Source organism: Stenotrophomonas forensis (assembly GCF_028752115.1).
Classification (GTDB): domain Bacteria; phylum Pseudomonadota; class Gammaproteobacteria; order Xanthomonadales; family Xanthomonadaceae; genus Stenotrophomonas; species Stenotrophomonas forensis.
In genome coordinates, this window is the sequence record NZ_CP082270.1 from 2,458,572 (window position 1) to 2,479,562 (window position 20,991).

Below are 20,991 nucleotides of genomic sequence, written 5' to 3' on the forward strand. Positions count from 1 at the left end.
CGATCAAGGAAACGGAAAAGGGAAGAGGTCCAAATTCTCTGGGTACTTGTCAGCGAACACGAACTGACGCCACGCGCGGAATGCGGACTCTGTAGGGTTGTCCACGACTTTTGTAGCGGCATGGTGCGCAGCACTTATTTCCTCCGGAGTTGCTGACGCCGCTACCAACGTGGATGCGAGTCTGGCTATCCGCTGTGATCGCTCCATTGAGGAAATCTTCTCCGTGATCCTCTCCTCAAAAAGTTGGACAAAACAGCTTCTGTGCGTTGTAAAAAAATAGTTCCGCTTGGAAGCCCCGAACGAATTAAGAGCCCACATTGCCTTGGTGAGGGAGCGGGTCTTGCAGAACTCGATATAGAATTCCGTATAGTCATTCAGAAGAACGTCTTCTTCAATCTCCTCTGGCGGACCAACCAAAGCGAAGAAAGGAGCACGGGCGGTATTGAGAACAGTTCGTGCCATGTGACCACCTGAGCAGGCGGCGACAGTCACCACCAGCCACCCCCTCATCATGTCATTGATCTTGGCCAACGGTACCGAGAGATCGGGCCAATCGATCAAGTCGTCATTCGTAAGTTGGAGCCCGTTCTCGTTGCCGTGGGCTTCGATATGAAGTATTGGGTGATTTCCAGCAGCTGCTGACTGGAGTACATCATTCAAGCAGTCACTGAACTCCTTCAGGCTTTTCGGGGTGAGAAGCTTGACCTTAAGCTGCCTCGTGAGGGCTGCGTCGCTATTTTTTATCTTGCTGGACAAGAGGCTGCCTGTGGTCCGGTCACCCGGTCTCAGCGACTCAATAATCCATATCTCAGCCCCCATAACGCCCCCTTTTGATGTGGAGTCTCATCACTTATCGCGAGTACGTTACCAGCAGAGTAGGGCGCCGGTACAGGAGACATCGCATGGCCGGCGGCATTACCGAATCTGGTGTTCACGCCGCCGCCGATCAGTTGCTGGCCAAGTGCGAGTGCCCGACCGTCGAGCAGATCCGGGCTCACTTGGGGGGACTCGCCGACCCTTATGACCCTCTGGCTGGTGACCTGGTGAAACCGACCATCAAGAGCTTGCTGAGTGAGCAGTTGGTGGCTGCCCAGCGTGATGCACTGAAGATCAGATCCGTTTGCAGATCTCATAGCTCGCCGAGCAACGGGACACCGGGCTTCGGAGAGCCGATCGAGCCGAGGCAGCGAGACAGCAATTTGGCGTGCGGCTCCCCGCGGCCCTGGAGACAGCAAAATCTGAGCGGGAAGGCTGGACCAAGTACGTCAGATCTGTCGAGAATCGGACGTGAAGCGGTGTTGGTAGCGCGCGGCCAGAGATGGAGGTACTCCTGACGCAGCCAAGCAGGACATCCGAACGACACAGGGGCCTTGAGAAACAGCTGCGCCAAGAGATCGAAGCTGCCCAATCAGCGGACACCACGGCCAGGTGGCGGCCGGGCCAAGATGCTTGGAACATAATATACAGAATGCGGCTGATCGGAGCCGGAAAAGCCTTGTGAATCAATGGCTTTAGCGCGGGCGGCGCCGGGTGCTGTGAACACTACCAGCGCCAACACGGCGGCGACCGCGCTCAACCTGTCCAACATCGATTTCCACATGGCGCGCTCGGCAGGGGATTGCGCCCGTTCGGCGTGAATTTGAGCCGTCCAGTGGGGACCATCCAGCTTCGCCATCGCGCAGATTTGCGCAATTCGCTCATCTGAGATGGGCGCAAGGCTGTGCCGCCATTGGTGGATCGTCTGCCGTTTCAGGCCCACAGCCGTTGCTAACTCATTGTCTGAATTGAAATTGCAGCGCTCACGCGCCTGATCCAGCAGTTCGGCAATAGCGGTCATGTCAGATACTCGTTTGACAAGTCGTCAGGCGATCAGCTTACATCCTCCGCGTCAGATGCGTATCTGACGCCCGCCACCGGCACCCCAAGGCCGCTGGCGGGTTCTCTTGGGGGTTGGGGCAGGGGATCAGTGTTGAGGAACTCATCTCTCAAATTCCGCCTTGGCACGTGCGGCAAGAGCAGCGATCGCGCGTCCGGCCTTGTCGAGCTCCATACAGCCGGTGAGTACTCCCCTCAGTCCTCCGATCTCATTGACAACTGCCATCCGCTCTTTTCCGTAGTGGCATTTGAGAAATTCGGCGCACAGCAGGTCAAAGTTGCGCGCAACGGTGAGCGCCGAGATTTTTGCTTCGACTCCGTCGTCGCCGAGAACATCCCATGCAGGGTCGTCCCACTTAACTACTGCAACAAGGTTCCGAGTGCCGGCGATGGCTCCGCAAAGCGTTCCAAGGCTTACGGCGCCGTTCTTGTCAGCGCCTCTGAGCGTTTCATTAATGTGGAAGAGTGGCCTGATCAGCAGTCCGGCCCAAGTCTCAGTGCCACGCAATTGCGCGGAACGCAGTCGGCGGGACCGCTCGTCAGCCTGCTCAAGCTGCTGGCTTTGCAGCACAAATGTGGCTGCGGCGTACTTCCAGGCTCCGTAGCCGATAACCCATGTGCCAATTGCTGCAGCCCAGTCTCCAAGGCTGCCCCAAGGAAACTTTTCGGTGCCGTCCGCCCACGCAAAGATCAGCCAGCTAAGCGTGGCGGAAAGCCCGCCAGCTACCAGGCACGACACAAGGACGTCTCGAACCTCAATCTTTCGCGAGTACCACTTGTCCATTCTTCCCCCTGTGGCGAACAGTTCATCGGGGGGATTCTGGCATGACCGAGCCGCTATTCGCCTTCGCCCTGTTGGCGGCCATCGCCACCGCCTTCATCGGTGCCGCTCGCGTCGTTTCGTGGCTGCTGGACCGGCGTGATCGTGCCGCCGTCCAGCGCGCCAAGGAGGCGGCCATCGTCGCCCAGGCACGCGCCGAACTGGACGCTACCGGCTGGACCGCGGACGACGAGTCCGCATACCAGCGCGACCCTTCCGCCTACGACCGCGAACTGCCGGGCATGTGGGAGGCCTCCGATTTCATGGGCGGTCGTGATTACGACCTCGACCCGGTCACGCGCGACGAGGTGAACCGTGGCCGTTGATCGCGCTCGCTTCCGCATGGCTGTCGTTGGCGGGGCAGGGGGCTTTTCCCCGCTTTCGCCCGGTGAAAAGGGGCAGCTGGCAGCGGCGGCAATTGGCCCGGGGAGTAACACGGGCCAAAAGGGTCAGCAGGACGCAATCATCGACTACCTGACCATTGTGGTCCCGCTCTCCGCCCTTGAAGAGGTGAACTGCAAGAAGCTCGACCTCCTGCTGTTCCGCATCTTCGGCTTCCGTGGCGAAGTTGTTGCCGGTGCGATTCGTGAGAAGAACTGGAACTTCTACGAGCAGTCTGCGGTGTTGATCGACCGGGAAAACGAGGTTGTTGGCCGTGTCGGCATCGGTGGCAAGAAGAGCACCGTGTGTCTGAGCCTGACCGGCATGGGTTGCAAGTGGGTCCGAAACTGGGCGCAGGTCTACAAGCAGTGCTCAATGCTCGACGCCAAGATCACCCGTGTTGACTGCGCGCACGACGACTACGAAGGCGAACGCCTGAACGTGCATGCGCTCCGTGAGGTTGCCGCACAGGGCGGCTTTACCGAGGGCGGATGCCCCCCGCGTCACCGCTTCATTTCCGATGAAGGTCACAACACCGGCTGCACGCTGTATGTCGGCGGCAAAGGCCACAAGGAACTGTGCGTGTATGAGAAGGGCAAGGCCGAAGGCCTGCCGTCATCGCGCTGGGTTCGCGCGGAAGTGCGCCTGTACGGCAAGCACATGGAAATCCCGCTGGACGTGCTGTTGAACCCCGGCGCTTACCTGCGCGGCTCATACAGTGCATTGCAGGACCTCATCAAGGGCGTGTGCACTCGACTGCGCACGATCCGCAAGCACGTCGAAGTTTCTGCCGAGGCAATGGTGCTCTGGATGGAGCGTCAGGTAGGCCCGGCTCTCAGTGTTCTGCGCGGAGCGTTCGGAGATTCATGGTCCGACTTCTGCGAGGCCCGCATCGTCCGTGATGGTCACCCCGGACGCTTTCGCGGTATCGCCAAGGGTGACGCACTCCATCGTTTCGTGAGGGAAGAACTATGCCCATCTGCCGTGTGAAGTCTGCCGCCGTTGAAGAGCGGCACAACGCAGCCAAGAACACCATCAATCGTTCGCAGACCGTTGGCCTCGACCTGGGCAACGGCTTCGAATTGCCTTTCCGTGTCGGCCTCGGCTCGCGCCCGCCGTACCCGCCGGGTGAGTACGACATTGACCCGCAGTCCTTCGCCCTGAGCCAGTACGGCGATCTGGTGTTGAAGCGCTACGTGGATCTGGTTCCGCTGCAGGCGAAGGCCGCAGCAGTCGCGGCGAAGCCGTAAGCCATGGCCGTGCTGATCCCCGCATGCCGCGAAGCCGACCTGGACACGGCTACGGGGACCTGCACGGCTGTGATCTGGATTCCTCAGCCGGCACTACTGCCGGAACTGCCGATTGAGGATGCACAGGCCATCGGGGCAAAGATCGCGCTTCTCTGGGCTGTGGCTTTCGTGTTCCGGCTTATCCGCAAGAAAATCGAACAGTCCTAGGAGGACACATGCAGAAGATCTTCAACGCCCAGAAGGGCAAGGGTGCCGCTCTGGCGGCTGTCGGTACCGCTGCGCTGGCATCTGCCCCGGCGTTCGCCTCGGGCGGTGGAAGTGTGGACGTGGGTGCAACCGTCTCCGCGATCACGGCGGCGCTCGGCCCGATCGGTCAGATCGGCATTGCCGTGCTGAGCGTGCTGGTGGCCATCAAGGTCTACAAGTGGGTGCGCCGCGCGATGTAACGGCACCCGGGGGGAAGGGCCGACTCCCTCCCCCCGGTCTTTCTACGCCCTGGACAGGGCAGGGGGCTTGGGATGGAAGGTTGGATCTGGCTCGGCGCATGGCTGGTGGCATGCGCAATCATTTTTGTGGATTTCAACTGATGCGCTGGTTGACTCGCATGGCCGCCTGCGCAGCCGTCGCGCCCCGTATCGTTCTTCTTGTCGCAGTCCTGTTTACGGCAAGCCTGCTGCCTTTCTCCGTGCGCGCGCAGAACTACAGCGATGAAGGCACGGCGTACGCTGCGTGCATGGCCTACATTGGTCAGTACGTGAGCGCTCGACCTAATACGACTCGCAGCCCGCGCTGCCCGCATCGAGTGCAGACCACTCAGGGAATATTCGAGGGGCAGAGCCAGTACTTGCTGCCCGATAACGTGACTTGGGCATGGTCGCCGAAGCACGGCACATTTGCGTATCCGATCACCAAGAAGTGTTCAACGAGAACGAACTACAACGGCTCGTATCCGAACGGCAACATCAAGCCACGATCTGGCTCTCTCTCCTGCGACCTTGGTTGCGAGACGATCTGGACAGATAACGCCGATGGCAGCGTCAACGGGCAGGCGCTCGGTAAGACGTGTACCGGCGATGATTACGACAGTGACGATGACTGCGCCAAGGCAGTGCCCGGCGGCGGCTATTACCACAATCGGGGGATCGGCGTGTGTGAGCCGCCGGATCCATCGTGTAAGGGGGGCGGTAAGGCAAATTCTCTGGGGAAGTGTGAGCCTGAGCCTTGCCCTTCTGGAACGGTCCAGCAGCAGGACGGGACGTGCAAGAAGGCCGCGAACGAGTGCCCCGCAGGCCAGGTTAGATCGCCTGATGGAAAGTGCCTTCCGGGTGACGGCCAATGTGCCGCAGGCGAGGTTCGCGGGCCTGATGGCACCTGTAAGAAGGACGGCGACGGCGATGGCAAGCCAGATGAGCCGGGGGCGAATGATTCGTTCTCCGGCGGCGATGACTGCAGCACACCACCGTCTTGTAGTGGTTCCCCGATCATGTGCGGTCAAGCTCGCATCCAATGGCGCATCGACTGCAATACGCGCAGGAACCGCAACATCGCTGGCGGACTTTGCAACGCTATGCCTGTGTGCACCGGAGATAAGTGCGACGCCATGGAGTATGCAGGGCTTCTTATGCAGTGGCGCTCCGCCTGCGCTCTGGAAAAGATGGCATCCAGCACTGGTAACGGCGGGGGCGACGGGGCTGATGTAAAGGCGATTCGTGATGCGCTTACTGGCACTGGCGGCTCCGTCACAACAGCCCCGGATCGGCCTAGCTCTGATGTGTGGTCACCGCGTAGCGGTACACCAATCAAGCCTGATACGGGTGGATATGGCTGGGGGCGCTCCTGTCCGCAACCGCCAAGCATTGATGTTTTCGGCAACTCTATTCAGATCAATACCGCGCCGATATGCAACTGGCTGATCCTCGGCGGATATTTCGTGTTGGGTCTGGCCGCGTTGGGTTCACTTCGCATCATCGCAACTAGGGACGCGTGACATGCCAATGCTAATCAGTACGTTGCTGACGGCGCTCGCGGCGCTGTTTCGGTCGAAGTGGGGGCCGTGGGTTGCTGAGGCCATGGTATGGCTGGGCTTGTCCTGGGCAACGAATGAGTTCTTGGTTCAGCCATGGATTGACCAGATGGAGCAGGCAATGCGCGCAGGCGCACCCGGCGGAGAGTTTGGCGCACTGGTCGTGGCGTACGCGGGAATCATGAAGTTTGATGTGGCCTGCACCATGATCGCCTCAGCGGTCACTGCAAAGTTCGCTGTTGGCGCTGCAAAGACGTTCCTGACGAAGCGGACCTGATATGCCTATCGAACTGTTCACCGGCCAGCCGGGAAACGGCAAAACGGCGTTGATGATGGAGCGCCTCGTTGCAGAGGCCAAGGCCGCTAGCCGGCCGATCTTCGCAGCTGGCATCAATGGCCTGAGTCCTGGACTTGCGACGGTTCTGGATGACCCGACACGCTGGAATGAGATTGACCAAACTGTCGAGGGCACTTGTGTTTGCGGCATCGAGTTCACGCCTGATGGCACCCCGATTCCCCGGCCTCCGCATGCCCATACGTTGGTTCCGGATGGTGCGTTGATCTTCGTTGATGAGGCGTGGAAGTACTTCGGTCATCTGCACAACGCGACGAATCAGAAAACGCCCAAGCACGTTCTTGCGTTGAGCGAGCATCGGCACCGGGGCATTGACTTCGTCTGGACAACGCAGCAGCCGAATCAGCTGTATCCGTTCATTCGCGGTCTGATCGGCTCTCACGCACATGTGGTTCGTCGGTTCGGAACCAAGATGATCGACGTCTATCGTTGGGGCGAGTTGAACGAGGAAATCAAGTCGTCCGCAAAGCGTGAATTGGCCCAACGCACGACGCGGCTTCTGCCTTCCCAGATATACGGCCAGTACAAGTCGGCAGAAGTGCACACGATCAAGGCGCGCATTCCGCTCAAGGTGGTGCTTCTGCCGGTGATGATCGTGGTTGCCGCCGTTTGCGCCTATTGGGCATATACGTCGCTACGGTCGTCATCGTTGACGGGTGCGCCGGGGAAAGAGGGGGCGCAATCGGCGTCAGCCGATGCGGCCCCTTCGCCGTCCCGCCCAGCAGGCGCGAGAGAGGAAGCGCCGCGCTGGCCGTCAGCCGCTGCGTACGCCAAAGACCATCTGCCCCGCATCAGCACCATGCCCTGGACTGCGCCAGTCTTTGATGAGCGACAAGCGCGCTCCGATCCGCAGCTGGTGTGCATGTCGTCGCTAGAGGGGCTTGATGCGCAGGGCGTGCGCCAAGAGGGGACTTGTCGTTGCTTGACCGAACAAGGAACCGCGTATGAGCTGAGCCAGCCCGAATGTCGAACGCTGGCGCGAAACGGCCCCGTTTATAACCCGTATCGCGAGCGCTCAGAGGAACGTCGAAGTGAGCGCATGGATCGCCCGGACGATAGGATGCAATCACAACCTGTCGGTGTGGCAGGGAGCGTGATTCAAAAGCAAACGCGTGCGCTGGGGACGTTCCCAGAATCCGCGCCGTACGAGAACGGCTCAGTTCTTCCGCCTACTACGCGGGACCTTTGATGACCAGTAGCGCTCGCGAAGTGTTGAAGTGGCTGGCCGTGATTCTCATGACGGGAGACCACGTTGCAAAAGTGATCTACGGCGGCTACGTGCCGGTGCTGAGCGAGGCGGGGAGGGTGGCATTCCCATTGTTCGCTCTGGTGATGGCCTACAACCTCGCCCAGCCAGGCGCCGATGTGGGCAAGTCGGTGCGCAGGCTCAGTATGTGGGGGGTGATCGCGCAGCCGGTGCACGCGCTAGTGTTCGGCTACTGGTTGCCGCTCAACATCCTGCTCACGTTCGCCGCGGCTGCGAGCTGCATATGGGCCTACGCCAGTCGCAAATGGGCCTTGGCCGCAGCACTGTTTTTTGTGGCACCTCTGGTGGTCGATTACCAGTGGGCGGGCGTATGGCTCGTTGTGGAGGGCTGGTTCTGGTTCTCCAACTGCGGTAGTGGCCGGCCGGTCCGGTCTATGCTCGGCACATGGGATCCAATGGCGAGGGCGTTCCCATACTGGCTCTGGTGCTGCATGGGCCTGCTCTGCTGGTACAACGGCAATGCCTGGGCGCTGCTCGCGATTCCAGTGATGCTTGTCCTATCGAGTGTGGCATGGCCGGTGCCACGCGGGCGATGGGTCTTCTACGGCTACTACGTGGGGCATCTGGCGTGCCTCGGGCTGATAGTGCTTATACTGCGGCCATGAGCATGCGCCGCTACTTTGATCTTCACTACTGGATTGCCCGATGGATGGATCGGGCCTTCCGGCGTCATGGCCAGCGTTAAAGCCAGGACGGGGCTGGCCGCTTAGGGGCAGGGCATGCCCGGCACATTCTCCCATCCGCCTGGAATGCGGCGGAAGGCAACGCCACTGATGCAGCGTAGTTCCTCACGCTTTCGTTCCGCGGCATCCCTTTCGGCAGCTGCCCGGCGCAGCCGGATTTCAGCAATCAACTGCTGTCGTTCCTCTTCAGCTGATGCAGGCTGTACCGATTCGACGGCATCGGTCGTCGCTGGCGATACGGGGCGTTGTGCTGCCGCCTGATGGTCAGGCTGTGATTGGAACCGCGCATTCCACGCGTCTCCCGTCTTCAGGTGCAGCCAGATTCCAGCACCAGCCATGCCCAGTAGCAAAACAGCCCACATGCCGAGCCACGGGAATTCCCACCGCGTGCGCGGGATTGGTTGCAGGTAGTCTGGTCGTTCGCGTTCCATACGTCCCCCAAGGCGTCCTGCGCGCATTCTAGCCGGGGTGTAGGGGCACCGCCCCTACGGAATCGCCTCACACGCGCTGGCGGCGCCTCGGCCCCGGTACCGGCAGGACCGCAGTCGGCGGCTTGGCGTCAGGGCCAGCCATCACCCTGGACAACCGCTCTTGTCGGCGGGCCATCAAGGTGGCCACCTCGATCACATCGGCGGGTACTGCAGGAAAGGTGTTTCTGGCAGCCTTAGTGCTGCAACGGTTCCGAGGGTGTCCCGATCGAGGATCGTTGCGCAGTTCGCCCATCATCCGCCGCCATTCCTGAGCCTGCGCCGCAGTGAGCGATAGCCACGCCAGATCCTGCGGCTCCAGTTCGCGGCCCTCTGGGGTGACAAGTCGGCCAGCCTTAAACGAAAAACCGGCCCAAGGGCCGGTCAGGTTCCGATCACGCACGATCAGGCTCCATGCCAGAGTAGGTGCCGGGGCAGCGGCAAGAGACGTGCCAGCCACCCCAAGATGATCTGAACATAATATACATTATGCGCAAAGCTGGTACTTTTACTTCTGTTGCGTTGAAGCCCCTGTTCATGGCTTAGGCACCGCAACGCAAGCTTGATCAATGGTACAAATTCCCTGGCCAGTGCAGCGAGGACTACGTCTTGCTCCAGCAGCTTAGCGGTGTTCAAGTGCCCAGCGTGCTCCACGGCCCAGTACTCGTGGATGACGCTCACGGACTTCCTAGGTACTGGGCGACCGTCTGGGCCCTCATGGAGGGGTCATCACTCGCTCGATCCAGCTTGATCAAGAAGCTCCGACACATTGAGAGCCTCTATGCCCATGCTGACGCTCTGTTCGGCCACGGCTCGTTGGATGACGCTCTTGGCTCAATGGACGACGCTCGTCTGTCAGAGGTGCTGGAGTCCTGGTTCGTATCAATCAAGAATCGGCCGCTCGCGGGGCAAGCGGATGATGCGCGCTGGAAGACTGGCTACTCCTTCGCAACGTCCGTCATTACCAGGCTATCCAAGACGTCGCTTCCAGCAGATCGTCTCCGACAAATGGAGACGAGGCTGCACCGGATGTCGCACCTCTATGGGCAGCTTCATGTTCAAGGACGCCGGCGCACAACTCAACTGCGGTCTCTGCCTGCGAGCGTGGTATCGGCGCTGTACGAAACGCTTGACCCTTCATCGTGCGCGAATCCCTTTCCACGAGAGCGCACGCGCTGGCTTGCCTTCCTTGCATTTCTGTTGATGCTTCATCAGGGGCTACGGCGCGGAGAAGTTCTGCTGCTATCAGCAGATGCTGTAAAGGGAGGCTTTGATGAAAGGCTGGGCCGAGTTCGAAATTGGCTCGACATCAAGGAAAGCAAGTACTCCAACGATGACGATCCGCGTTACTCTCGGCCGAGCATCAAGTCAGCCAACGCCCTTCGTCAGCTTCCGGTAAGCGACATGGTCGCGGGGATGGTTCAGGTCTATGTGGAGAACTTCCGAGGCAGGCCCAATCATGCATTTCTCTTGAACACACAGCAGAACACTCCGCTTTCTACAGAGTCATTGACGAAGATGTTTGCGAAGGTGTCCATGAGCCTTCCCAGGTCCGTCATCAAGGATCTCAGTGATCGCAACGGAAGAATCACCGTTACACCTCACGATCTAAGGCACACGTGCGCCGTGATGCGGCTGAATCAATTGCTCGGTCAGGGCGATTGCATGGACGAGGCCCTGCAGAAGCTTCGTTCGTTCTTTGGATGGTCAAGGGAGTCGCAGATGCCGGTCCACTATGCCCGAGCGGTGTTCGAGGATCGCCTGTCGACCGTCTGGAACAGCGAGTTTGACGCAAGGGTTGATGTCCTGAGGGCGCTTAACTTCTAGAGATGCCGGGGGTATGACATGGATCTATCCAAAGAGGCCTATCCTGCAGGTGATTCGGGTGTGATACGTGAGGTCGTCGCCTCACTCCCCGCCCTGCCGTCACTAGTCCGATACCACGATGATTTTGATGACAGGCAACGTTCCATAAGGGACATTGCAAGTTGTAGCAAGGTAGGTGTCCACTACGCGGGACGCGTCACTCCCCTCTCCTTTGAGTACAGCTCCGAGCACCTTGCTCAGCTAATGAAGCACGTTTTCGTGCTTCTAATCGGGGAGGATGTCGCTTCAGTAACTGCATTGCTGTATGTGTCTGCTGGAAGGAATATTTCTCCGGAGTATGCCAGTAGGTTGCTGTCGGCTGGACCTGCGGGAGTTGCGGCAGTTTGGGCTAGCTTTATGGAGTTAGATCTTCCCAGGCACACATACGCATGCGCCAAGGCGATGCTGCATCTTCTTTCGAAGCATCGCCTGAACGGGTGGTCAGAAGACTACTTGGAGTTGCTCACCACCCTGCCCTTGCCGTTCTACGACAAGTACGCGGTAGTTCGGTCCGGTGGTGCATTTCTTTCCGCCGAGGCGGAAGCGGCGGTTGTGCGTTTCCTGGATGAGTCTGCCTGCAGCCTGGATGGGGGCAAGGTCGATGAAGTATCGCTACAAGATGCTGCAATGCTGCTTTGCGCCTATCAATTTGCAATGCGGCCCGTGCAAATCGCGTCGCTTACCTTTCGTGATATTCGGATTCGCGCCGATCCGAAGGGCCAAACTCCGTCGGTCCATCTGACGTTCCGCATGGTGAAGCAGAGAAGCAATGTGGTAGCCAAGGCGCTGTTGCGCCGAGTGAAGTTTGAGTGGGCTTCCATCTTCGTTTCTCTCAGTATGCTAGCGCAATCCAATGGCGCGGAAGCTGCGGATAGAGCTTTTGGCGTTGGATCTTCGTATGAAGCTGGCCTGCGCATCAGCGCGCTGTTGCGGAGATTAACGGGGGGCGATGAGTCGACCTACAACCTCCGCCACACTGCCGCTCAACGACTGGTGGACGCTGGCGCCAGTCATGAAGAGCTGGCCGAGTTTCTTGGTCACTCAAATTCATCGACAGCGCTTGTCTACTACGAGACGTCCATAAATCAGGCCGAGCGGGTGAATCGAGCGCTCGGGATATCAGAGATCTACCAGCGCGTGGCGAGCATAGCTCATCATCGATACATCACGCCGGAGGAGCTCGCTCGGCTCAAGGGTGACCAACAGATTGCTGGAGTTCCGCACGGTGTGGCGATCGCGGGAATAGGTGGTTGTACATCAGGCCAGCCGGCTTGCCCCTTCAATCCAATAATGTCGTGCTACGGGTGCAGAAGGTTCATGCCCGTCCAAGACGTAGAAATGCATTCTAAGGTTCTGGATGATCTTCGCGGAATCGCCAGGTTCTTCCTCGATTCGTCGCGTAGCGACTCGGTCTCGCCCACCTATCTTCAGTTGGAGAGAACAATCTCCGATGTCAAGGCTGTTGTCGCGGAACTGGAGGATCTTGGCAAATGAGCTTTCACTTCAAGGCATTTGTCCAGCTTGGAAAGGAAATTGCCGCAGCTCAACTCCTGACGTGGGATATTGCTCTAGACGCTACTGGATCGGCGGTCAGGGGCGATGAGTGGAACATCACAGCCTTGGCCGGCGGGGTCACTCCTAAGCTATATCTCCGGCACTTCGGGTCAGAGCCTGCAGCTCTTGCTGTCCTTAACGAGATTCGTCTGTCTAGCGCGCTACCTATGCGCGAGCCTGTCATTCTTTCGCAGAGCTGGCAAAATCTTATCAAAGCGACGGTCCTGGAGCAGGTCTTCATGCGCCGGAATTCGCCCGGCCATGTGGCGAACAATGTGGTACGCCCCCTTCGAGTTCTGGCTACTTGTGTTGGTGAAACAGAACCATGGGACATCTCGATTGACGACATCTCTACAGCAATGGAGGTCGGGGGTAGGCTCCAGGCATCAGGAAAGCTGAGGGACCTGATCGTTGGACTTGTTAGGGTCGTGTTCGATGGCAATCACCTATCGGATCATGGCCCGCTCTCCCCTGCCCTGTCTTCTCAACGAATCAAACCTCGCCAGAGCCAACGTGCCAGCTATCTTAAGTCGCAGTCCGAGATCAGGGAGAGTCTTGAGGATCGGAAGTCCTCTGAGCGCCTGCCGGAACGTCGCGCATTCTGGGAGTTGGTGAGAATTGTCATGACGGAGCAACCCTTGAGTTTCATGGACGAACTGCGATTTGCAGCGATTCGAACGATGATTCTTACTGGTTTCAGAATTGGTGAGGCCACTTCATTGCCGGCGGATTGGCGCACCGAGCGTCACTATTACGACGCGGGAGGCAAGTCTGCGGATCGTCTAGGCGGATTCTCGAAGGCGCTCATGATTCGTCACTTTGCGGAGAAGCAGCGGTCAAAGGCAGCGAAAAGCACTGCTCTAATCGAGAAGACGCACTACGTACCGGCGATATTTGAGGAGATTGTTTCGGACACTCTAAGCCGTGCGGAGGCAATTACCGCCCCAATGAGAAGGACATTGCGCATGCAGACCGAGTCGGGGCGCCTGTTCCCCGGCTTTGAGCCTTGCGACCTTGTTCATGCGACTCAGATCTATCCCCACCTAACTGGAAATTCCTTCTGGCTCGACTTGCCAAGCGGCCTCAGGCAGAAATGGATAGCCCTTTGCCGCAAGAATTATTCAAGTGATCTCTTTGATGAGGTTCAGCTCACACAGATGCAGATGTTAGCTCAGAGGGATGCAAAGCCCAGCGCTGCCATTGAGGTGTACTTTCGAAGGCTCGCGGACGCTCGCAATCACCCTTTGGTGCTCAGGGATTCTAGAGGAGAGCCCTTGCCATTCCGTGCCGGCCGCGATCTACACTCTGTTTTTGTAAGGGTCGAGGATGTCGAGAGCTATGTTCGGACGATGACGACCTCCAAGCTTCCTGATACAGAATACTTTGAGCTGGTGGATCGCAGATTCGCTCCTTGGGAGTTCCTCTTCCTTCACCCGAAACGATCTCTTAGTGAAGAGAGAAATGATGGTCTATGCGATGTAACGCGGTACTTCTCTGTCGGGCGACCTGACCCCTCACTTGTCAACATGTACCTTGGCGAGCAAAAGTCTAATGAAACCTTATTCACCCGCTATGGCGGGTCCGATGAAGATCGCAGCTCAACACTAACATCGCACTCCCTTCGCCACCTGCAGAACACGGAGCTTTTTCGCCTCGGGGTTGCAGATACAATAATCTCAAAGCGCTTCAATCGTCGAAGTGTCGCTCAGAGTTATGTGTATGATCATCGTAGCCTCGCCGAGGATCTGGATCAGCTGGAGCTTCCTGTCGACGTTGAAACCTCACTTGGCGACAAAGCGAGCACGGTCGCAAAGTTGATACAAGCTGGTCGGGCCACAGGTCCAATCGTGGATTCATTCAAGAGGATACAGAGTGAAGAAGGCGATGCGGCTGCCTTCGAGTTCCTGAAGGTGGAGGCCGACGGATTTCACGCAACGCCCTATGGTCATTGCTTGAATAGCTTCACCGTAGATCCCTGTCCGAAACACCTGGAGTGCTTCTCGGGCTGTCGGCATCTCTCGGCGACTAACTTGCCAGAGAATCGGTCTCATCTTCGATCCCTAGAAGTGAAGCTGATTGCTGCGATTGAACTGGCGGAAGGCAGGCCATCAAATAGCGTTGGACGAACCAATCAGATCAGCCACGCGAAGGTTAGGCTTGATGGCGTACGCATGCTCTTGAACACACCCTATGGTGAGAAGCCATTTCCCGATGGTCCGGACCTTTCACTTCCCCGCCGCAAGGGAGTTATCGATGAGTACTGATAGTTTGGATGGAAGCCAGGAGAAATCTGATCCTGAAATGCTGGTGGTTCTTGATGATCTTCTATCCCGCGATGTGAACATCACTGCACGTGCCGTCGCTCGGTTGCATCCTGGCATCAATGCCGCGTCATCAATTACGCGAAGCAAAGAACGTAGTCGCCTTCTGTCGCAGTATCAGGAGCGGCAAGCTGAGTACCGAAAATGGTGCGGAAGACCTGGAAAGCTGGCTAGCACCGAAGCTGCAGCGGCGCTCGCGGATCGCGATCTCTACATAGAAAAGTTGGAGTCACAGATTGCTCTTCTCACCGCGTCTCACGTTGCGCTGCTTCGGGCAGTGGGTGAGCTTGGTGGGTACAGCAGGTGGTCGTCGTTCTACAGCGTGTATCGTGAGTCCCGGGAGCAACTCGTGAATCTCGGTGCACTGCCAGTAGCGCAGCTCAGCTCAATTCAGTCGCGCAATTCTGAAGGCTGACAGCGAGAGACCTAGGTCGGTGATACTCGTTTCAGCGGCATGGTGGAAGGAGGTCGCATGGGCTCGAGCCTTGCACGCGCCAGGAGTTGCGCACCCGTCTAGCGCCCTAGATGTGGTCCAAGTCAGTCACTGGAACTTATGCTCCTGCAGATAGGGGCCGGTCGCAGGCTTCACTGGGACATTACAGCATCCGGATCACGATTTGACTGTCTGCTAATCGAGCCTGGAGAGTGCTATGGAAGGAATTCCTCATGCCTCATTGGATTCCGAGCTTGCACGGGTCGAAACGAAGGTCGTTCTGCTAGGTAGGGCCGTAGAGCAACAATCTGCAGGATATGACCTGGGCAGGCCCCACGGAAGATTTGATTGGGTCACTTCTGGAGATGATCGAACTCGCCCAGATTCAGTTCCGAGACGCTTGTGTAGCGTTCGAGAAGCGAGATGCAGAGCTGGCGGGGCGCGTTCTCAAGCATGACGCTGCCATCTCTGGCCTGCATTCAATTCTGTTTAAGGAGATCCTTCAGGGAATTGCCGAGCAAGACCAGGTCGCCGTAGGGCTCATTCACCTTCTCTACGTCATAAAGAATCTTGAGAAGATTGGTGATCACGCGACAGAGATAGCGTCTAGTGTTGTCGCGCTGTCGAAGGACCAGCAAGCTGCTCAACTCGACCGACCGTGATTGGTTGAGCGCTCTTGTGAGCGCTCTTAGAGCTCCTTGCGCATCACTGCGCATGTGGCGGGGCACAGTGTGGAGAATTGGCTCGTCTCGCGTATCTGAATTGGAACGGCATCTCTTGCGACGATGCTGAAGCCAACGCCCTGAAAGAAGTGGCTCGATGAAGTTGTTAAAAGGTAGACCACCTCTATGCCTGATTTCCGCGCAACCTCGATTGCATGAGCAACAAGGGCCTGCCCAAATCCGTTTCGTTGGTGCTGTCTCTTCACGGCGAGCGAGCGGAGCAAGGCCAGATGGCCATGAGGTTCCATTGCAACCACACCACAGAGTTCGTGGTCTTCAAATACTGCATGGAAGATGGCTCGATCTGGCCTTTCGAGAAGGTCCTCTGTAGGAAGTTTCAGCTCTTTGAGTAGCTCAATCACTTCAGTACTTAGCAATGCGGGTCTGATTGATGTAGCCACGATTGGTCGGCCTTGCGTTCGTCATTGAAGGGGACTCGGCGCTTCCTTCCCGGGGGGATTTCAGAGGAGAGGACTTCCGGCGAGGATGCCCTGTAGGCGGAGGGCTGACTAGCCTTGCGCGTCATCCGAGTTCATTCCTCCTGGCGCGACCCTGGGCTACTTCACTGCCTGGAGCGTGTCGCAGCCAGTGAGCCGATGCTCAGCCACATTCAATGGCGCATGCCCTCCATCTTGACTGGCAGCCAACGGCTTCCGACCAAGGAAACGGTGGCGAGCAGCGCCAATAGGCAGATCAGCCAGGTAGGTCCGGTGCGCTCCAATGCAACGGCTGCAAGCGGCGGCGCCGCCGCCTGCGCCATAAGCATGGGCCGAGCAAGTTGGCCCATAGTCTTGCCGTAGTCCGCCGATCCGATCACGGCCAACGGAAGGGTGCCACGGGCCACCGTGAGGATCCCGTTGCCGGCACCGTAAATCACGAATGCAATGATCGCGACCCACGGGTATCCGGTGAGTAGCAGCAGAAGAGCCACCAAGGTCGCAGCAACTCCTGCCCGCGCAGACCAGGTGGGGTGCACGCCTCGCCCGCAGTACATCTCAAGCAAGCGAGCGACAACCTGTGCGGGGCCGATGATCATCCCGGCGAGAAGGGCCAGCGAGGGCGCCAGTCCGATGGCACCCAGCAATGCAATCAGATGCACCGACAGCGTCGCCATGATCGCTGCCTGACAGGTCAGCAGCAGGCCGATGAGCACAAGCCAGTGTGTAGGCGGTGTTGCAGCCGAAATGGTTGCTGCAGTATTGGGGCGGGCGGCAACGGTTGCTGGCTGATCCGGGCCTGACGCAGTAAGAGCCTGACGCTTTGGAATGGCGAGCAAGTGGATGGGCAATGCAACAAGCAGGTTGAATGCGGCGGCTGCCCACAGCGCTCCGCGCCATCCCATGGTGTCGTCAAGGTAGGTCAGCACGGGCCAGCCGAGCGTGCTTGCAAAGCCGGCCACCAAGGTCAGGCCGGCAATCGATCGCTTCGCTTTTGCCCCGAGTAGCTGTCCAAGCGTTGAGAATGCAGCGTCATACAGGCCCGCAGACATGGCAATGCCCAGTACCGCCCAGCCAAGGTAATAGGTTGCTAGGGAGTGGGACCTGGCTAGCACCACCAAACCCAGGGCAAACACTGCCGAGCTGGCCGCCAGCACGGCGCGCCCTCCCCGCCTGTCGATGGTACGACCGGCCAGAGGAGCCAGCAGTCCGGCTATGATCAACCCAGTGGAGAGGCCTCCGACCAGCAGCCCGAGCGACCAGCCAGTGCTTCTGGACATAGGAAGCGCCAGAACGGCCAACAAGTAATAGCTGCTGGACCAAGCAATGATCTGGCCCGCCCCCAGTGCAACGATCAGCCAGGGCAGCCTTTGCGAGTGGCTGGGCGTGCTTTGCATGCTCTCGAACTCTCCCTGGCGTTCAGCTGCTCAGCGAATGCGCTTCCCGTCCTGATCGATTACCACTTCGCCATCTTCCTTCGTAAACGGCTCGTGCACTTCTGGCAGGATGTCCAGGACCACCTCAGACGGCCGGCACAGGCGTGTGCCCATCGTGGTCTGGACGAAGGGTCGATTGATGAGAATGGGATTGGCCAGCATGGCATCCAGCAGCGCCTCGTCGCTCAGCGCGGGATCGTCCAACCCCAGTTCCAGATATGGCGTCCCCTTCTGGCGGATCGCACTGCGAACATCCAATCCGGCGGCGGCAATCAGCTCGACAAGGCGCGCTCGGCTGGGTGGAGCGACCAAATACTCAATGACTTCAGGCTCAATGCCGGCATGGCGGATCAGCGCCAAGGTGTTTCGCGATGTGCCGCACTTGGGGTTGTGATAGATGACAGCGTTCATGCGCTCTCCTTTTCATTCAATGCAGTCTCGACGACGCCGGCCGCGGCGGTCAGGGCGGCTGCTTCGACAGCCCCCTTCCGTTCGCTGTAGCGATCGACCAGGTAGTCACTGCGGCCACGCACGAGGAGCGTGAACTTGACCAGTTCCTCCATCACATCCACGACGCGATCGTAGTAGGCCGAAGGCTTCATGCGTCCTTCGTCATCGAACTCCTGCCAGGCCTTGGCTACTGAGGACTGGTTCGGAATCGTGACCATCCGCATCCAGCGGCCGAGAACGCGCAAAGCGTTGACCACATTGAAGGACTGGGAGCCACCGCAGACCTGCATCACTGCCAGAGTGCGACCTTGGGTCGGGCGTACGCTCCCCTCCTCCAGTGGCAGCCAGTCAATTTGGTTCTTGAACGCAGCGGTCAAGGTGCCATGGCGTTCCGGGCTGACCCACACGTGCCCTTCGGACCACAATGAGGCCTGACGCAGTTCTTGGACCTTGGGGTGGGAGGCTGGCACCGAGTCAAGCATCGGGAGCTCGTGCGGATCAAATAGGCGCGTTTCAGCCCCGAAGTGCTCCAGCAACCGCTGCGCTTCCAAAGCCAGCTTCCGGCTAAATGACTGCGGCCGCAGGGAGCCGTACAGGATCAAGATGCGGGGCCGATGTGGCGCGGGATTGGGTTCGTTCAGCTTTTCGACCGAGGGAAGGTCCAAGGCGCCGGGGACGAGGTTGGGAAGCTGTTGCACGGGGTTGTCCTGCTAATTCGCTTCGACTATTCTAGAAGCATGGAACATAAAAACGCAACCCACGCTCTGGCTGCCCTGGGCCACGCCACCCGACTTTCGATCTTCCGTCTGCTGGTCCAAGCGGGCGGTGGCGGGAAGCTTGCGGGCGACATAGCCCAAGCCCTCTCCCTTCCTGGCGCCACCCTTTCCTTCCATTTGAAGGAGTTGCTGGCGGCCGGGTTGATCACCGCTGAGCAGCGCGGTCGCACGATCTGTTATCGAGCTGAGTTCGATGCGATGAACGCGCTTGTGGCCTACCTGACCGAAAACTGTTGTGCCGACGAGCAAGCCTGCGAACGTCCCGCTGGCTGCTGACCTTCCCCTCATTGAGATAGCTCAAATGATCCGTCGTGTTCTGTTCTTGTGTACTGGCAACTCTGCTCGCAGCGTGCTTGCTGAATCGACTCTCAAAAAATGGGGCGAAGGGCGCTATCTCTCCTTCAGTGCGGGCAGCCAGCCGGCCGGTCGCGTCAATCCGTTTGCAATTGCCCAGTTGCAGCGCGAAGGCTTTCCTGTCGATGGAATGCGAAGCAAGTCTTGGGACGAATTTGCCGAAGCTGATTCGGCTGCGATGGATCTGATCGTCACTGTGTGCGATAGCGCCGCCGCCGAGGCATGCCCGGTGGTGTTTGGTGACTTCGTACGCGTCCATTGGGGCCTGTTCGATCCCGCCGGCGTCGGCGGTTCGGATGCGGAGAAGGCAGGAGCCTTCGATCGCGCACATCAGATCATCAAGAGACGCCTCCAGGCCTTCCTCGACATCCCCGAAAGCGCCTGGGACGACCGCACGGCGCTGAAGGCCCGCCTCGACCCGATTGCGCAGATCGATTAATCGCTTTTCTCGAGACCTACCATGACCACTGATTCCCCTCGCCTGTCCTTCCTGGACCGGTACCTAACGCTCTGGATCTTCATGGCGATGGCCTTGGGCGTCGGCCTGGGCGCAATGTTCGACGGCGTGCCCAAGGCGCTCCACAGCCTGTCTATAGGCTCGACCAACGTCCCGATCGCGATTGGGCTGATCCTGATGATGTATCCGCCGCTTGCAAAGGTGAAGTACGAAGAGCTTCCCAAGGTGTTCGCCGACAAGCGCGTGCTGATGCTCTCCCTGCTGCAGAACTGGATCATCGGTCCGTTCCTCATGTTTGGGCTGGCAGTGTTGTTTCTGCGCGACTACCCCGAATACATGACCGGCCTTATTCTGATTGGCTTGGCACGCTGCATCGCCATGGTGTTGGTCTGGAACCAGCTTGCCCGTGGTGACGGGCAGTATGTGGCGGGCTTGGTGGCCTTTAATTCGATCTTCCAGATAGCGCTGTTCAGTGTGTATGCGTGGTTCTTCTTGTCTTGGCTGCCGCCAGTGTTCGGCCTACAGGGTAGCGTCATTGACGTCAGCTTCTGGACCATTGCCGAGGCGGTTCTGATCTACTTGGGCATCCCCTTCCTTGCGGGGTTCCTTACCAGCCGTTGGCTCAAGGCGCGCAAGGGCGTGCGCTGGTATGAGGAAAAGTTTTTGCCGGCGATCAGTCCGATCACTCTAGCTGCCCTGCTCTTCACGATCGTCGCCATGTTCAGCCTGAAGGGAGGCGATGTGCTTCGTATCCCAATGGATGCGGTGCGAATCGCAATCCCATTGACGCTCTATTTCATCATTCAGTTCGTCCTGAGCTTCTTCTTGGGCAAGCTCATTGCCAAGGACTACCCGCGCACCACCGCAATCGCTTTCACCGCGGCGGGCAACAACTTTGAGCTGGCCATCGCCGTTGCCATCGCTGCCTTCGGCTTGGCCTCGCCGGTCGCCTTCGCGGCGGTCATCGGTCCGCTGGTGGAAGTGCCGGTGCTGATCCTGCTGGTCCATGTCGCCCTGCGGCTGGGCAAGCGCTACTTTCCTGGCGATGCAAGGAGCCATTGAGC

26 protein-coding genes are annotated in these 20,991 nt (G+C 58.8%); 17 read left to right on the forward strand and 9 right to left on the reverse strand.

The features are described 5' to 3' along the window. Window positions 1-3: 3 nt before the first annotated feature. The 3 genes from K5L94_RS11565 to K5L94_RS11575 form a co-directional block, all read right to left on the reverse strand. Window positions 4-756, reverse strand: coding sequence for a hypothetical protein (locus tag K5L94_RS11565; protein ID WP_274510449.1), 753 nt, complete (start codon window positions 754-756; stop codon window positions 4-6). A 652-nt stretch (window positions 757-1,408) separates the two neighbouring features. Then, on the reverse strand, window positions 1,409-1,837 hold the full coding sequence (locus K5L94_RS11570) for a DUF3693 domain-containing protein (protein WP_274510450.1): 429 nt from the start codon (window positions 1,835-1,837) through the stop codon (window positions 1,409-1,411). 141 nt (window positions 1,838-1,978) lie between these two features. Next, on the reverse strand, window positions 1,979-2,659 hold the full coding sequence (locus K5L94_RS11575) for a hypothetical protein (protein ID WP_274510451.1): 681 nt from the start codon (window positions 2,657-2,659) through the stop codon (window positions 1,979-1,981). 41 nt (window positions 2,660-2,700) lie between these two features. Here K5L94_RS11575 and K5L94_RS11580 point away from each other — a divergent pair, with 41 nt between their 5' ends. The 9 genes from K5L94_RS11580 (at window position 2,701) to K5L94_RS11620 (ending at window position 8,576) form a co-directional block, all read left to right on the forward strand. Further along, window positions 2,701-3,021: a hypothetical protein gene (locus K5L94_RS11580; RefSeq protein ID WP_274510452.1), complete on the forward strand. Its 321-nt coding sequence runs from the start codon at window positions 2,701-2,703 to the stop codon at window positions 3,019-3,021. Further along, window positions 3,011-4,066, forward strand: a complete 1,056-nt coding sequence (locus K5L94_RS11585; RefSeq protein ID WP_274510453.1) for a replication initiation factor domain-containing protein — start codon at window positions 3,011-3,013, stop codon at window positions 4,064-4,066. The genes K5L94_RS11580 and K5L94_RS11585 overlap by 11 nt, the downstream gene beginning before the upstream one ends. Beyond that, complete coding sequence (locus K5L94_RS11590; protein WP_274510454.1) at window positions 4,048-4,326, forward strand: single-stranded DNA-binding protein; 279 nt, start codon at window positions 4,048-4,050, stop codon at window positions 4,324-4,326. The genes K5L94_RS11585 and K5L94_RS11590 overlap by 19 nt, the downstream gene beginning before the upstream one ends. 3 nt (window positions 4,327-4,329) lie before the next feature. Continuing rightward, window positions 4,330-4,533 carry a hypothetical protein gene (locus K5L94_RS11595; RefSeq protein ID WP_180861049.1) on the forward strand — a complete coding sequence of 68 codons (204 nt, stop codon included), beginning with the start codon at window positions 4,330-4,332 and terminating at the stop codon, window positions 4,531-4,533. 8 nt (window positions 4,534-4,541) lie between these two features. Next, the gene (locus tag K5L94_RS11600) at window positions 4,542-4,772 is read left to right on the forward strand and encodes a major capsid protein (protein ID WP_274510455.1); all 231 of its coding nucleotides are present in this window, start codon (window positions 4,542-4,544) and stop codon (window positions 4,770-4,772) included. Window positions 4,773-4,882: 110 nt separating this feature from the next. After that, entirely contained in the window at window positions 4,883-6,313 is a 1,431-nt protein-coding gene (locus K5L94_RS11605; protein WP_274510456.1) for a virulence factor TspB C-terminal domain-related protein, read from the forward strand. Between the two features lies 1 nt (window position 6,314). Beyond that, window positions 6,315-6,626, forward strand: a complete 312-nt coding sequence (locus K5L94_RS11610) for a DUF2523 family protein (protein ID WP_274510457.1) — start codon at window positions 6,315-6,317, stop codon at window positions 6,624-6,626. Between the two features lies 1 nt (window position 6,627). Continuing rightward, complete coding sequence (locus K5L94_RS11615; RefSeq protein ID WP_274510458.1) at window positions 6,628-7,893, forward strand: zonular occludens toxin domain-containing protein; 1,266 nt, start codon at window positions 6,628-6,630, stop codon at window positions 7,891-7,893. Then, a complete protein-coding gene (locus K5L94_RS11620; RefSeq protein ID WP_274510459.1) occupies window positions 7,893-8,576 on the forward strand; it encodes a TraX family protein in 684 nt (227 codons plus the stop codon). Before K5L94_RS11615 ends, K5L94_RS11620 begins: the two co-directional genes overlap by 1 nt. Window positions 8,577-8,677: 101 nt before the next feature. Here the strand turns inward: K5L94_RS11620 and K5L94_RS11625 are convergent, their stop codons facing one another. Together K5L94_RS11625 and K5L94_RS11630 are read right to left on the reverse strand one after the other, a co-directional pair. Next, window positions 8,678-9,085, reverse strand: coding sequence for a hypothetical protein (locus tag K5L94_RS11625; RefSeq protein ID WP_180878362.1), 408 nt, complete (start codon window positions 9,083-9,085; stop codon window positions 8,678-8,680). Window positions 9,086-9,152: 67 nt separating this feature from the next. Then, window positions 9,153-9,581: a DUF3653 domain-containing protein gene (locus K5L94_RS11630; protein ID WP_337999978.1), complete on the reverse strand. Its 429-nt coding sequence runs from the start codon at window positions 9,579-9,581 to the stop codon at window positions 9,153-9,155. A 287-nt stretch (window positions 9,582-9,868) separates the two neighbouring features. Between K5L94_RS11630 and K5L94_RS11635 the strand changes: the two genes are divergently transcribed. The 5 genes from K5L94_RS11635 (at window position 9,869) to K5L94_RS11655 (ending at window position 15,957) form a co-directional block, all read left to right on the forward strand. Beyond that, window positions 9,869-10,948 (forward strand): tyrosine-type recombinase/integrase, encoded by a 1,080-nt coding sequence (locus K5L94_RS11635; protein WP_274510461.1) that lies wholly within the window; start codon window positions 9,869-9,871, stop codon window positions 10,946-10,948. A gap of 243 nt (window positions 10,949-11,191) precedes the next feature. After that, the gene (locus K5L94_RS11640; RefSeq protein ID WP_274510462.1) at window positions 11,192-12,481 is read left to right on the forward strand and encodes a site-specific integrase; all 1,290 of its coding nucleotides are present in this window, start codon (window positions 11,192-11,194) and stop codon (window positions 12,479-12,481) included. Further along, the gene (locus tag K5L94_RS11645; protein ID WP_274510463.1) at window positions 12,478-14,805 is read left to right on the forward strand and encodes a hypothetical protein; all 2,328 of its coding nucleotides are present in this window, start codon (window positions 12,478-12,480) and stop codon (window positions 14,803-14,805) included. The genes K5L94_RS11640 and K5L94_RS11645 overlap by 4 nt, the downstream gene beginning before the upstream one ends. Continuing rightward, window positions 14,795-15,277, forward strand: a complete 483-nt coding sequence (locus K5L94_RS11650; protein ID WP_274510464.1) for a hypothetical protein — start codon at window positions 14,795-14,797, stop codon at window positions 15,275-15,277. Before K5L94_RS11645 ends, K5L94_RS11650 begins: the two co-directional genes overlap by 11 nt. 335 nt (window positions 15,278-15,612) lie before the next feature. Continuing rightward, on the forward strand, window positions 15,613-15,957 hold the full coding sequence (locus tag K5L94_RS11655) for a phosphate signaling complex PhoU family protein (RefSeq protein ID WP_274510465.1): 345 nt from the start codon (window positions 15,613-15,615) through the stop codon (window positions 15,955-15,957). Between the two features lie 26 nt (window positions 15,958-15,983). Here K5L94_RS11655 and arsN2 read toward each other — a convergent pair whose 3' ends face one another. The 4 genes from arsN2 to arsH form a co-directional block, all read right to left on the reverse strand. After that, window positions 15,984-16,418 carry an arsenic resistance N-acetyltransferase ArsN2 gene (arsN2, locus tag K5L94_RS21980; protein ID WP_425507566.1) on the reverse strand — a complete coding sequence of 145 codons (435 nt, stop codon included), beginning with the start codon at window positions 16,416-16,418 and terminating at the stop codon, window positions 15,984-15,986. A 209-nt stretch (window positions 16,419-16,627) separates the two neighbouring features. Beyond that, on the reverse strand, window positions 16,628-17,851 hold the full coding sequence (locus K5L94_RS11660; RefSeq protein ID WP_274510466.1) for an MFS transporter: 1,224 nt from the start codon (window positions 17,849-17,851) through the stop codon (window positions 16,628-16,630). Window positions 17,852-17,881: 30 nt separating this feature from the next. Continuing rightward, window positions 17,882-18,301 carry an arsenate reductase (glutaredoxin) gene (gene arsC / locus K5L94_RS11665; protein WP_274510467.1) on the reverse strand — a complete coding sequence of 140 codons (420 nt, stop codon included), beginning with the start codon at window positions 18,299-18,301 and terminating at the stop codon, window positions 17,882-17,884. Further along, complete coding sequence (gene arsH, locus K5L94_RS11670) at window positions 18,298-19,038, reverse strand: arsenical resistance protein ArsH (RefSeq protein WP_274510468.1); 741 nt, start codon at window positions 19,036-19,038, stop codon at window positions 18,298-18,300. The genes arsC and arsH overlap by 4 nt, the downstream gene beginning before the upstream one ends. Before the next feature lie 39 nt (window positions 19,039-19,077). On the opposite strand from arsH, the gene K5L94_RS11675 reads away from it, so the two are divergent. Genes K5L94_RS11675 through arsB form a run of 3 tightly spaced genes read left to right on the forward strand, consistent with a single transcriptional unit; the run spans window position 19,078 to window position 20,989 of the window. Continuing rightward, window positions 19,078-19,392 carry an ArsR/SmtB family transcription factor gene (locus tag K5L94_RS11675; protein WP_274510469.1) on the forward strand — a complete coding sequence of 105 codons (315 nt, stop codon included), beginning with the start codon at window positions 19,078-19,080 and terminating at the stop codon, window positions 19,390-19,392. A gap of 25 nt (window positions 19,393-19,417) precedes the next feature. Then, window positions 19,418-19,909 (forward strand): arsenate reductase ArsC, encoded by a 492-nt coding sequence (locus K5L94_RS11680; RefSeq protein WP_274510470.1) that lies wholly within the window; start codon window positions 19,418-19,420, stop codon window positions 19,907-19,909. A gap of 21 nt (window positions 19,910-19,930) precedes the next feature. Further along, window positions 19,931-20,989: an ACR3 family arsenite efflux transporter gene (arsB, locus tag K5L94_RS11685; RefSeq protein WP_274510471.1), complete on the forward strand. Its 1,059-nt coding sequence runs from the start codon at window positions 19,931-19,933 to the stop codon at window positions 20,987-20,989. Window positions 20,990-20,991 lie beyond the last annotated feature (2 nt).

Coding starts and splice junctions, on each gene's coding strand:
- K5L94_RS11590 (WP_274510454.1), top strand. CDS start 4,048: ATGCCCATCTGCCGTGTGAAGTCTGCCGCCGTTGAAGAGCGGCACAAC.
- arsC (WP_274510467.1), bottom strand. CDS start 18,301: ATGAACGCTGTCATCTATCACAACCCCAAGTGCGGCACATCGCGAAAC.
- K5L94_RS11650 (WP_274510464.1), top strand. CDS start 14,795: ATGAGTACTGATAGTTTGGATGGAAGCCAGGAGAAATCTGATCCTGAA.
- K5L94_RS11660 (WP_274510466.1), bottom strand. CDS start 17,851: ATGCAAAGCACGCCCAGCCACTCGCAAAGGCTGCCCTGGCTGATCGTT.
- K5L94_RS11570 (WP_274510450.1), bottom strand. CDS start 1,837: ATGACCGCTATTGCCGAACTGCTGGATCAGGCGCGTGAGCGCTGCAAT.
- K5L94_RS11600 (WP_274510455.1), top strand. CDS start 4,542: ATGCAGAAGATCTTCAACGCCCAGAAGGGCAAGGGTGCCGCTCTGGCG.
- K5L94_RS11655 (WP_274510465.1), top strand. CDS start 15,613: ATGACCTGGGCAGGCCCCACGGAAGATTTGATTGGGTCACTTCTGGAG.
- K5L94_RS11580 (WP_274510452.1), top strand. CDS start 2,701: ATGACCGAGCCGCTATTCGCCTTCGCCCTGTTGGCGGCCATCGCCACC.
- K5L94_RS11645 (WP_274510463.1), top strand. CDS start 12,478: ATGAGCTTTCACTTCAAGGCATTTGTCCAGCTTGGAAAGGAAATTGCC.
- K5L94_RS11620 (WP_274510459.1), top strand. CDS start 7,893: ATGACCAGTAGCGCTCGCGAAGTGTTGAAGTGGCTGGCCGTGATTCTC.
- K5L94_RS11675 (WP_274510469.1), top strand. CDS start 19,078: ATGGAACATAAAAACGCAACCCACGCTCTGGCTGCCCTGGGCCACGCC.
- K5L94_RS11615 (WP_274510458.1), top strand. CDS start 6,628: ATGCCTATCGAACTGTTCACCGGCCAGCCGGGAAACGGCAAAACGGCG.
- K5L94_RS11610 (WP_274510457.1), top strand. CDS start 6,315: ATGCCAATGCTAATCAGTACGTTGCTGACGGCGCTCGCGGCGCTGTTT.
- K5L94_RS11605 (WP_274510456.1), top strand. CDS start 4,883: ATGCGCAATCATTTTTGTGGATTTCAACTGATGCGCTGGTTGACTCGC.
- K5L94_RS11625 (WP_180878362.1), bottom strand. CDS start 9,085: ATGGAACGCGAACGACCAGACTACCTGCAACCAATCCCGCGCACGCGG.
- K5L94_RS11575 (WP_274510451.1), bottom strand. CDS start 2,659: ATGGACAAGTGGTACTCGCGAAAGATTGAGGTTCGAGACGTCCTTGTG.
- K5L94_RS11595 (WP_180861049.1), top strand. CDS start 4,330: ATGGCCGTGCTGATCCCCGCATGCCGCGAAGCCGACCTGGACACGGCT.
- arsB (WP_274510471.1), top strand. CDS start 19,931: ATGACCACTGATTCCCCTCGCCTGTCCTTCCTGGACCGGTACCTAACG.
- K5L94_RS11680 (WP_274510470.1), top strand. CDS start 19,418: ATGATCCGTCGTGTTCTGTTCTTGTGTACTGGCAACTCTGCTCGCAGC.
- K5L94_RS11640 (WP_274510462.1), top strand. CDS start 11,192: ATGAAGCACGTTTTCGTGCTTCTAATCGGGGAGGATGTCGCTTCAGTA.